The sequence below is a fragment of the Stieleria sedimenti genome (assembly GCF_025060895.1).
GTDB lineage: Bacteria > Planctomycetota > Planctomycetia > Pirellulales > Pirellulaceae > Stieleria > Stieleria sedimenti.
In genome coordinates this window covers 1-11,604 of sequence record NZ_JANZKV010000239.1, presented here as the reverse complement: position 1 = coordinate 11,604, position 11,604 = coordinate 1, and the positions used below count along the sequence as shown (strand labels likewise).

5 protein-coding genes are annotated in these 11,604 nt (G+C 58.2%); 4 read left to right on the top strand and 1 reads right to left on the bottom strand.

Going from position 1 to position 11,604, the window contains the following annotated elements; translation table 11 throughout:
- The first annotated feature begins 1,374 nt into the window (after positions 1 to 1,374).
- Together NZK35_RS27430 and NZK35_RS27425 are read left to right on the top strand one after the other, a co-directional pair.
- Complete coding sequence (locus NZK35_RS27430) at positions 1,375 to 4,296, top strand: PSD1 and planctomycete cytochrome C domain-containing protein (protein ID WP_259635718.1); 2,922 nt, start codon at positions 1,375 to 1,377, stop codon at positions 4,294 to 4,296.
- Between the two features lie 6 nt (positions 4,297 to 4,302).
- Positions 4,303 to 5,802 (top strand): DUF1501 domain-containing protein, encoded by a 1,500-nt coding sequence (locus tag NZK35_RS27425; RefSeq protein WP_259635717.1) that lies wholly within the window; start codon positions 4,303 to 4,305, stop codon positions 5,800 to 5,802.
- Positions 5,803 to 6,015: 213 nt separating this feature from the next.
- Here NZK35_RS27425 and NZK35_RS27420 read toward each other — a convergent pair whose 3' ends face one another.
- Positions 6,016 to 6,414 (bottom strand): BlaI/MecI/CopY family transcriptional regulator, encoded by a 399-nt coding sequence (locus tag NZK35_RS27420; protein ID WP_259635716.1) that lies wholly within the window; start codon positions 6,412 to 6,414, stop codon positions 6,016 to 6,018.
- Between the two features lie 519 nt (positions 6,415 to 6,933).
- On the opposite strand from NZK35_RS27420, the gene NZK35_RS27415 reads away from it, so the two are divergent.
- Together NZK35_RS27415 and NZK35_RS27410 are read left to right on the top strand one after the other, a co-directional pair.
- Positions 6,934 to 8,259, top strand: a complete 1,326-nt coding sequence (locus NZK35_RS27415) for an SAM-dependent methyltransferase (protein WP_259635715.1) — start codon at positions 6,934 to 6,936, stop codon at positions 8,257 to 8,259.
- Positions 8,260 to 8,437: 178 nt separating this feature from the next.
- Positions 8,438 to 11,323 carry a hybrid sensor histidine kinase/response regulator gene (locus NZK35_RS27410; protein WP_259635714.1) on the top strand — a complete coding sequence of 962 codons (2,886 nt, stop codon included), beginning with the start codon at positions 8,438 to 8,440 and terminating at the stop codon, positions 11,321 to 11,323.
- The last annotated feature ends 281 nt before the right edge of the window (positions 11,324 to 11,604 follow it).

Below are 11,604 nucleotides of genomic sequence, written 5' to 3'. Positions count from 1 at the left end.
GACCTCCGGCTACTCGCTGTCATCCCTCGGGGATAGCTCGGACGCCGCGATGGGTGAAGGTTTTTCGCACTTGGTACGCCTGGTAGTGCGAAAAGTGAACAAGAAAGTGCAAACGAGCCGGAGTCGGCCCCACCTCCCGCCACCCAGCTCGAGTTCGCCTGGGCCTGAGAAACTGGCACCGTCTGACAGGATCCGTTCTAATCAGGTCCTGTGACCGGCCCACCTGAGGAGCGACAAAGTTCTGGCGCACGATCTATCCTCGTTCCGCCTATTCCCGTTCCTCTGCATGCGCGGATAGATCGCAATTCGTTATCGCACACGTTGGAAATCGTTTCGGTGAATCCTAAGTGACGCCAACAGCTCTAAACGGAAACTCAATCCGATGGCTACAGAGAACGATCAAGCAAGCAGGGCATTCTCTCGCAGCACTGGTTGCGCCATTGCTGCAACCGGCTTTTTCACGTCAACTGCGGCGACACTGGGATCCGCAGGGGGCGGCCACCCAGACGCCCGCCTACAGATCGGGATGGGGGTCGGTTTATTCGCGTTCGGAATAGCCATGGTCGTCCTAGCATTCCGCGAGCGTAAACGGGAACGGGGCACTTTAGATACATTCAACTGACGGGCTACACGAGCCCGAGGTTGCACATGTCGCGGCTTCCTTGAACCAAACGTTGCACCGAAGGACCGGTGGACAGTTTTTACGAATGGTTACTCAACTCCCGGTCCTCGGTGATCGCCGCCGTTGAACTCAATCGAATTGCTTACCGCTTCGGCGGTTGATGTGCGGTCGCGGTGGGCTGAGATTGCCTGGAACTTGCAACCCTAGGCTGACGCCAGCTTCTCGAATCGACTGGCCGTAGGTCGTCAGCGTTTTGGTACGACAGCCGTCTTGATCTCTTGTGGCCCATCGTGTGATCCACCGCCGCATGACTCCCCCGTCACTCGCGTTGTGTGGTCCGAGGGCGTTTTTCTTTGACTCAAAGACGAATCCGACCGAACACACGACGCGGCGATCCTTGGGAGTCGAGCGCCGTAGGATGTTTGAAGTGCACCCATGAGCTCAAAACGTAATTGATATGGAACGATTCCCGTATTCAGCTTCCCAGTAGCTTGCGTAAGCTTCTTCGGTGACCAACAAGCTCATTCAGGTGTCAACGCTTCGTTCTTGAAGCAATCTAGCCGACCTGATTCGGCCAGCGGCGTGACACCTCAAAGTTTGGGGTCGCATTAGCGCACCCCAAAACCGGCCTGCCGCAGCGCCCCGCGCGTCGTTGACAGCGGGGGGGACCTGCTTGTGTTATAGTGAAGTCCCCGCCGACGGAAGTCCGTCACCCTCCCGCCCCGAATCATGCCGGACGACTGGAATTCGTGATGCGATCCCGCCTTGTTTTAGCTGCCGCGTTGTCGTTCTGTCTCGCTGGGCCAGCGGTCAGCCAATCCGACTCGACTCAGCCTTCTGAAACGATTTCGTTTGAACGCGATGTCCGCCCGATCCTGAAGAAACATTGTCTGCATTGCCATGGCGAAGGAGACGAAATCGAAGGCGGTCTGGATCTTCGCTTACGCAGATTCATTCTGGTCGGCGGTGAGAGTGGACCGGCGATCGTCGCCGGCAATCCGGACGAGAGTCCATTGATCGAACGAACCGGTGCTCAAGACATGCCGCCGGGCGACGTCAAGCTGACTTCCCCTGAACAGGAGGTGCTTCGTCGCTGGGTCGAGTCCGGTGCAAAGACACTGCGTCCGGAGCCGGAGTCCATTCCCGATGGAGTGTATGTGCCGGCGGAAGAACGCGAGTTTTGGTCGTTCTTACCGATTCAAAACCCGGCGATCCCCGAGGTCTCTGCGGGGGATCGCGTTCGTAATCCGATCGACGCCTTCCTGTTGAGACGCCTCGAAGAACAGCAGCTCAGCTTTTCTCCGGACGCTGATCGCCGGACCTTCATTCGACGAGCCACGTATGATCTGATCGGATTGCCTCCGACCCCACAACAAGTCCAAGACTTCGTCGCCGACCAGTCCCCGGATGCCGTGGAAAACCTGATCGACCGATTGCTTGAATCACCACAGTACGGTGAACGCTGGGGGCGGCACTGGTTGGACGTGGTCGGCTATGCCGATTCCGAAGGATACACGATCGACGATCCCATTCGCCCGCATGCCTATCACTACCGTGATTACGTCATCCGGGCGATGAATGACGACATGCCATTTGATCATTTTATCCGCGAACAGTTGGCCGGCGACGAAATGATCGGGTTTCCCAAAAAGAATCTGACGGCCGACGAAACCGAGAAACTGATCGCCACCGGTTTCTTACGAATGGTTCCCGACGGGACGGGGAAAGTCAGCGGCGAGGAGCTGCCGCTGGCTGAAAACCAAGTCATCGCCGACACGCTGCATGTGGTGGGCAGCTCCCTGCTGGGGCTGACGCTGAGTTGTGCCCAGTGCCACAACCACCGCTACGATCCGATTCCACAGGCGGAGTATTTTCAGATTCGAGCGATCTTCGAACCCGCTTATGACTGGAAGAACTGGCGTAAGCCGTCGGCCCGGTTGGTGTCGCTGTACACCGACGAAGATCGCAAGCTGGCCGCGGAAATCGAAGCCCAAGCCAAACAGATTGATGCGGAATACAAGCAACGCGCCGATGAGCTGATCGCCGAGACGCTGGAGGATCAACTCGCCCAGCATGTTCCCGAAGCGTTGCATGATGCACTACGGATCGCTTACCAAACCCCGGTAGCCAAACGCACCAAGGAACAACAAGACCATCTAAAAAAGTATCCCAAAATTCTGAAGATCTCGGCCGGTGCGCTGTACCTGTATGACCGCGAACTCCGCAGCAAGCTGGCGGGGTTGAAGAAAGAGCAGGCAGCCAAAACAGCCGCCGCAGTCGCAGCTGCCCAAAAGCGCGCCCTCCAATCGCTCGACGACGACCTTGCAAAGCAAGTGGCGGCGGCGATCGCGATCCCCAACGACAAACGAACCAAGCAACAGCAAGACCTACTGGCCGAACACGCCGCCTTGGAAGTCACCGCCGGCAACCTTGCAACGTTCGACCCACAGGCCGCTGCCGAAATGGCGCAGCGGCAAACGGTCATCGACCAGACAAAGGAACGAGCGCCACAGTTGGCCGCGATTGCCGATCGCGCCAAAGCACTCCGCGCGACAAAGCCGAAAGAGAATTTTGTGCAGGCGTTGACGGAAGTCCCCGGAAAGGTCCCCGAGACGTTTGTCTTCGCGCGCGGCGACTACCACAATCCGACGGACAAGGTGGCCCCCGCGGCGCTCTCGGTGGTGGCGGCAAACAATCCCGCTAAAATTCCACTCAATGACGAAGCACTGCCCACCACGGGACGACGGTTGGCCTACGCCGACTCTCTCACCAATGGCCGGCATCCATTGCTCACGCGCGTCTTGGTGAATCGATTTTGGATGCATCACTTTGGAATCGGAATCGTGGCGACCCCCAGCGACTTTGGCAGGCTGGGTGAACCGCCCTCCCATCCAGAACTGCTGGACTGGTTGGCGACGCGATTCATGGAGAGCGGGTGGAGCCTGAAAGCGTTTCACCGACTGGTGATGACCTCGACCGCGTACCGCCAATCGCTGCGGGTGATTCCGCCCGATCGCACCGACGGCGACAATCGGCTGCTCAGCGGGATGTCGCTGCGTCGTCTGGAGGCGGAAACGATTCGTGACAGCATGCTGGCCATTAGCGGCAAATTGAACTCCAAACCGTTTGGGCCCCCCGTCCCCGTGATGGCGGACAGGGTCGGACAGTTTGTCCTGGGGATTGAAAATCTGAATGCCGGTCGCCCGGGAGCGTGGATCGACATGAAGGGGGAAGACTTGCGCCGCTCGATTTACGCCCAGGTACGACGCAGCCGTCCGCTAAGTTTGCTCGATAGCTTCGACGCACCGCGGATGGACCCTAATTGTGAAGTCCGTCGGACCTCGACAGTCGCTCCACAGTCGTTGCTGTTGATGAACAACGAATTTGTGCACGAGCGATCCCGCGATTTCGCCCGCCGACTCGTCGCGCAAGCGGGGGCGGACCGATCCGAACAGATCAAGCTTGCCTGGGAACTCGCCTTTTGCCAATCGCCCAGCGACCAACAGATCGCCTCGGCACTGGGCTTCATCGAGCGTGAGACGGCGGTGCTTGCAAATTCTCCCCAGGCGGCCAGTCTCGCCAAGCAGGACAAGACGCAAACGCCCGCGATGTTGGCGCTGTCCAGTTTCTGTCAGACGCTCTTCAGTTCAAACCGTTTCTTGTACGTTGATTGAATCGCTATGAAATCTCAGCAGCCGACCCGGCGTTCGGGAAATCTCGCCTCCACCACTGCGTCATCGCGACGTCATTTCAACGCCACCGGTGCGATGAGTTTGATGGGATTCGCGTTAAACGCCCTCCTGCAAAACGAGCAAGTCAGCGCTGCGGGGCCGGCAGACGATCCGTTTGCCCGCCCGGAAATGGAGCCCAAGTCGTATGACCTGAAACCGAAGTCGCCCCATTTCGAGCCCCGCGCCAAGGCGATGATCTCGCTGTGGATGCAAGGCGGCCCCAGCCATCTGGATCTGTTTGATCCCAAGCCCGAGCTGCAGAAGATGGACGGAAAGGATTTCGAGGGCGACATCAAGTACGACAACGCGGCGGAGGCCAGTTCCAAACTGATGGCGTCGCCGTGGAAGTTCCACAAGCATGGTGGTTGCGGGATGGAGATCTCGGAGCTGCTGCCCGGCTTGGGCGAAGTGGTCGACGACATCACCCTGATCCGATCGATGCACACCGGCGTGAACAATCACGGCCAGTCAATCCAAGCGATGCAGAATGGACGTATTTTGACCGGTCGCCCCACGGTGGGGAGCTGGCTGACCTATGGGCTGGGCTGCGAAACCGAAAACCTGCCTGCCTACGTCGCGCTCATCGATCCGGGCCAGTTGCCGGTGATGGGCGTGGAAAATTGGACCAATGGTTTCCTGCCCTCGATCTATCAAGGGACGGTCATCCGCCCGCAAGCCCCGCGTATCCTGAACCTCGATCCGCCCCCGTACTTGAAGGGTGCCGCACAAACAGAGGCGCTCCACTATCTGGAAGAACTCAACCGCGAGCACCTTGCCCGCCGCGCCGGTTACCACGATCTCGAAGCGAGGATCGCCAGTTACGAACTGGCGGCGAACATGCAACTGGCGGCCAAAGAAGCGGTCGACTTCAGTACCGAGACGCAAGCGACGCTAAAACTGTATGGGTTGGAGAATCCGGAGACGAAAGAATTTGGAGCGAGGTGTCTGATCGCGCGGCGGTTGATCGAGCGGGGCGTCCGCTTTGCACAGATCTTTACCGAAAACCAACGCTGGGATCATCATGGCAGCATCGTCAGCAAGCTGCCCACGGCTTGCAAGAAGGTCGATGTGCCGTCGGCCGCGCTCGTCAAGGATCTGAAGCAACGCGGAATGCTCGATTCAACCATCGTGCATTGGGGAGGCGAAATGGGCCGCTTGCCCGTCATTGAAAACAATTCCGGTCCCTCGCGAGTCGGCCGCGATCACAATACGTATGGCTTCAGCATGTGGGTCGCCGGAGGCGGTTTTAAACGTGGCCACGTTCACGGCGCGACGGACGAACTGGGACACAAGGCGGTCGAGGACGTGGTCAACCACTTTGATTACCATGCCACCTTGCTGCACCTGTTCGGGCTAGACGCCGAACGATTTCACTATGATTCCAACAACCGATCCCTGTCATTGCTGGACAATCAAGGCGGACGGGTGATCAGGGGGCTGTTGGCGTAAGCTTCCGGCTTTCGCCTTCGGCACCGCAAGCTAGAAGCTTACGCCACTTATACTTCCAACGGTCCTAACGCTTCCGTATCACCAAATGGTGTCTTCATGCAAATGCAACTGATTTGCCTGCTGGTTCTCGTTTTGGCGGTTCCCGCGTCGGCGCAGAACGATTTAAAATCGCAGACACGGTAGGTTCGCGGGTCGACAAGACGTCCCAAGCGTTCATTGATTCCACTCCTTGCGTTTGCGATTGACCAAGCGTCGGATTTCATCCAGCTCATCGGTATCGATGTCACCGGTTTCGAGCAGGTTCAAAACCATGGCGGTCGGCGAACCTTCGAATAGCCGCGAAAGCAAGTCCGAAACCATGCCTCCGCTGACATGCTCTTTCTCGACTTTTGGCGAAAACAGAAATGCTTTGCCGGCTTTTTGACGCTTCAGAAAGCCTTTGCGATACATGATGTTCAGCATCGTGATCACGCTGCTGTGGGCCAGCGCGCGGCCCGCGCCGGCTTCCAATCGGGCGCGGACTTCACGCACAGGAAGCGGAGATGCGTCCCACAGCACCTTCAAGATCTCGAGTTCAAGCTGCGTCGGATACTCCGACTCTGGCCGTGCCATCGGTACCTCCCCTGACGATCGTTTAATTCTTTAGACGTTGGTAAGGGGCGTCGATGTCGAAGTCAACTAAAATACAAAAAGTTTCGCAGCAGCGTCTTGGTTGTGTTGTCCTCGAAACGCTTTGTGACAGGCTAAGCCGCTTTGCCGGCGACGGCCGTGTTGGCGACCGTGTTGGCGGCCGGGGATCTCAAACGTCGCCTGAATCGCTTCGGGTGTGGCCTGCTGGTCAACGCTGTGAAGCATTTCCCCCCCGGGTTTCTTGAGGTTTTAGCGGCAGGGCGCGAGCCCTCCGGTTCTTCTTGAGGTTTTAGCGGCAGGGCGCGAGCCCTCCGGTTCTTCCTCTTTGCCAAAACACCGGAGGGCTCGCGCCCTATCGCTAAAATTGCCTCCCGCGAAAAAATTGAACTCGGCGGAGGCGGAGTGTTCTGCTACCGTCGGCAGTTGATACCACCCCGCCAAGTCCGATTGGACGTTCCTGGGGAAACCGTATCGACCGTCACCCCGCTGGAGACTGCAAGGATGGGACTTCCCTTTTCGGCTCAAACGCAACTGCGATCGATCAAAGACGTGCTTGGGGCGATCGCCGGCCCCTTGGACCTGAACGTCTCGGTGCGACTGTGGAACGGCGACGTAGTTCCGCTCGGTCGCGCCGTGGACGACCGTTACACGATCGCCCTGTCCGGCCCGGGCGTTGTCGGGTCGTTGCTGCGGCGACCGTCCTTGGAAACGCTGGTCCGTCTGTACGCGACCGGTCACATCGCGTTCGAGGGCGGTGACTTGATGGAATTCACCGAGGCGTTGAAGACCGAAAAAGCCAACCGCAGGCGTTTGAAGACGATCTCCAAGACGATGCTGGTCAAGAAGACCTTGCCATTTCTGTTTGCCAGAACCGATGCGGGCGATTTGAGTCATCAATTCGCTGACGACGGCGTCGGCCGCAACGAATCACGCCGCGACAACACCGACTACATTCGATTCCACTACGACGTCGGCAACGAGTTTTACAAGCTGTTCCTGGGCAGCGAGATGCAGTACACCTGCGCCTACTTCAAAGACTGGGACAATTCGTTGGATCAGGCCCAACGCGACAAGATGGACATGATCTGTCGCAAATTGCGGCTCAAGCCCGGCGAGCGGATGCTGGATATTGGCTGTGGCTGGGGCGGGCTGATTCGGTACGCCGCACAGCACTACGGCGTGAAGGCGCATGGAATCACGTTATCGCAAGAACAGCACGACTATGCCCAAGCCAAGATTGATGAACTGGGGCTTGGCGATCAGGTCAGCGTTGAGATCTGTGATTACGCGGATCACCAAGGAACGTACGACAAGATTTCCAGCATCGGAATGTCCGAGCACATCGGGATCGCCAACTACCCGCGTTACTTTGACAAGATCAATTCGATGCTCCGCGATCGCGGAATCATGCTGAACCATGCGATCGCACGGCGGGCAAAAAAATCGAAGCGAGACGCTCGCAAAATCCGTCCCGAACGGAAGTTCATTTTGAAGTACATCTTCCCCGGTTCCGAACTGACTCCGGTGGGGATGACGACTGATTTCTTGGAGAACAGCGGCTTCGAAGTCCACGACGTCGAATCGTGGCGCGAGCACTATGCGTTGACGCTGAAATATTGGTGCAAGAACCTGTCCGCCAACCGAGACGAAGCGATCCGGCTGGTCGGCCCCGAACGGTACCGTTTGTGGGTCGCCTACATGGCGGGCGGGTCAGCCGGTTTCTCGGCCGGTTCGATCAAGATTTATCAGGTCGTCGCAACCAAACGGGCCGGCAAGGGGCTGTCGGGGATGCCGCCGACACGCGCCGATCTGTATCGGGCGGCGTAGCCGGACGATGCCAGCCTTGTTCCTTGGCATGCTCAAATCGCCGTCATCCACGACGGAGACTTCCGGAATCTCCCATTGAAAGAGATCGACGGAAGAAAGGCATCGACATCTGGAGTAGAATAGGACTCTCGGAACATTGTTTCCGAGCGACACTCTTCGACGTCCGGAGCGAGACGCGGTGGATATACGAACCTCCTACATGGACCTCGGGTCGCTACACACGGCCAAGGACCAGCCGTTTACGAGAGATCAGCTTGTCAGAACGCTGATCAACGCGGCTCGGCATCTCGTCTGGTGCACGTCGATGGACGGCAAGTTGCTGTATGTCAATCGCGTCGCCGAGCGTGTTTATGGGAGACCGCTCAAGGAGCTGACCGCCGACCCCGATTACTGGCTGGACGCAATCCACCCGGACGACCGCGAGAATGTCGTCGCGAATCTGGACAATTTGCTTGAAAAAAAGCACATCGAACAGGACTATCGCATCGTGCGTCCCAACGGTTCGGTGATCTGGCTACACGACCGAGTCAGTGTGGTCCACGATGCCAACCGCAAACCAAAATTCGTCGGCGGAATCGGCACGGACATCAGTGCGATTCGCGAATCCGAAGCGCTCTATTCGTCACTGGTCGAGTGCATGCCGATGCAGGTCGTCCGCAAGGACATGAAGGGCAAGGTGGTGTTCGGCAACGAGCTGTATTGCCAGTCGATGGGAAAGCCGCTGGAAGAGCTGGTCGGCAAGACCGATTTTGATCTATTTCCCAAGGACCTGGCAAAGAAGTATCGACAAGACGATCGTCGCGTCGTCAAGACGGGCAAGGTCGTCAATCATGTCGAAGCCCATGAGAAAGCCAACGGCGAACGGGTTTACATGGAAACGTTTAAAGGCCCGGTTTACGACGCCGCCGGAAACATCAGCGGCATCCAGATCATGTTTTGGGATGTCACTCAGCGGCATCAAGCCGAACAGGAAGTGCTTGCGGCGAAGGAGGTTGCCGAGGCTGCCAAAGAGATGGCGGAGCAGGCCAACCAGGCCAAGAGCGAGTTTCTGGCGAACATGAGCCATGAGATCCGCACGCCGATGAATGGGATCATCGGAATGACCGAGTTGTTGCTGCACACCACGCCGACGTCGGAACAGCGCGACTACTTGAACATGGTCAAACAGTCCGCCGACTCACTGCTGCGGTTGCTCAACGACATTCTGGATTTCTCCAAAATCGAAGCGGGCAAACTTGATCTGGAGCATCATCCCTTCAGTTTGCGTGATTGCATCGGTCAAACGATCCAGACGCTCGGTTGCCGTGCGGGGGGCAAGGGGTTGGAGATGCTTTGTCATGTCGCGCCCGAGATCCCCGACATGCTCGTCGGTGACGCGGGGCGTCTGGGACAGATCGTCGTCAATCTGGTGGGCAATGCGATCAAGTTTACCGAGCAGGGCGAAATCGAAGTGGACGTCAACCTGGAATCCGGCAGTGAAGATTCGGTCGATCTGCAGATTTCGGTCCGGGACACAGGAATCGGAATTCCTCCCGATCGGCAACAAGCCGTCTTCGAATCCTTTCAACAAGCCGACGCGTCGACGAACAGGCGATTCGGCGGCACCGGGTTGGGGCTGACGATTTCAACGCAGCTGGTCGAGCTGATGGACGGCCGCATTTGGCTTGAGAGCGAGGTCGGGACGGGAACGACGTTTCACTTCACGGCCCGCTTCGGCGTGGTCGATCCACAACCCACGCCGGTCGACGCCGAAGCGTTGCACGGCGTCCCCGTGCTCGTGGTGGATGACAACGCGACCAGTCGCTCCATCCTGGACGAGATGCTCCGCCAATGGGGTCTCGCGGTGACGGTCGTTGCCGACGGTGAACAAGCCATCGCGGAACTGCAGCGTGCCGCGGCGGACGGACAGGCTTATCCGCTTGCCATTCTCGATAGCGTGATGCGACCGATGGACGGTTTTGCAGTTGCCGCACGCTTGCGACAGGAACAGGATGCCGCGTTGAGCGACTGTCAAATCATCATGCTCTCTTCGGCCGTCAAGGCGGGCGACGTGGAACAATGCAGGCAGTTGGGTGTGGCCCGCTACATGCAGAAACCGGCGGTCCACTCGGACCTTTTGAAAACCATCCTCAAGACCACCGGGCATTGCGATCCGTCACAAGCGAGTCCCAAGGGGAACGCTGCCAAGACGTATCGAAAGCTGAAGGTCTTGCTCGCCGAGGATGGCGAAGTCAATCGAAAGGTGGCGGTCGGACTGTTGTCGCATCAGGGCCATGAAGTCGTGGTTGCCGAAGACGGCGTGGAAGCGGTTGCGGCGCTCGATGAGCAACGATTTGACATCGTGCTGATGGATGTGCAGATGCCAAACATGGATGGTATCGAAGCCACCCGACTCATTCGCGAGAAGGAACACGAATTGGATCGACACACGCCGATCGTTGCGATGACGGCCGGCGCGATGAAAGGTGACGAAGAACATTGTCTCGAAGCCGGAATGGACGGTTATATCGCCAAGCCGATCGATCCCGAAAAACTGTATGACCTCATGGACCGATGTGTCAGCGATGAGACGATCGGATCATCCAGCGATCCCGTGTCGGTCGCCCCCGAAGATGCCAACGCCAACGCGTCTCCCGACGTTGAACGAGATCCTGGCAAAGGTGACGATTCGGAACTGACCGAGTTGATGAACGATCCGGCTGCCGCGAAGACGCTCAGCGCGATCGACATGAAAACCGCACGCGAACGTTGCCGCGGCAACGATTCGCACCTTCGAATCCTTGCCGAAACTCTGATCGGTGAAGCGACGGGCCTGATGAAATCCATGCGTGAAGCGGTCGATTCGCAGGACGTCCAATCGATCCGCCGCGGTGCCCACTCGCTCAAAGGCGCCGCATCGGTGTTCGGCGCGAGCGACGTCCTTGAAGCGGCCCTGCATCTGGAGACCATCGCGGAATCGGCAGACCTTGCCGACCTTAATGCCCAAGTCGACAAGCTGGACGAGGAGGTCGGACGTCTGGTCGCAGCATTGATCTTGCTCTCCAAGCAAGACGCGGAATGCTGACGTTCGTCGCAGCGGGCGAAGCCACCGCTGGTCCCCCCCAGCCACCCGCGCTACGAGGTCGTGCGGTTTTCGTGCGCTACCCTCCTGGCAGGAGCAGCGATCACGCTACACTAGTGTTCCTTCAACTTTTAAACTCAGCGTGCCGCGGAAAAGGGGTCAGGTACGAATGGCACGGGCTGAAGCAACAAGGGATTCAGCAACCGTTGGTGTCCAGCCTTTAGGCGTCTGCACTCGCTGCGGAGCAGCGACGCCGGGCGGCTATAGCCCAATACCGCTAAGTT

Bases quoted from the DNA above. Each gene is read 5' to 3' on its own strand.
- NZK35_RS27430 (WP_259635718.1), top strand. From the start codon at position 1,375: ATGCGATCCCGCCTTGTTTTAGCTGCCGCGTTGTCGTTCTGTCTCGCT.
- NZK35_RS27425 (WP_259635717.1), top strand. From the start codon at position 4,303: ATGAAATCTCAGCAGCCGACCCGGCGTTCGGGAAATCTCGCCTCCACC.
- NZK35_RS27420 (WP_259635716.1), bottom strand. From the start codon at position 6,414: ATGGCACGGCCAGAGTCGGAGTATCCGACGCAGCTTGAACTCGAGATC.
- NZK35_RS27415 (WP_259635715.1), top strand. From the start codon at position 6,934: ATGGGACTTCCCTTTTCGGCTCAAACGCAACTGCGATCGATCAAAGAC.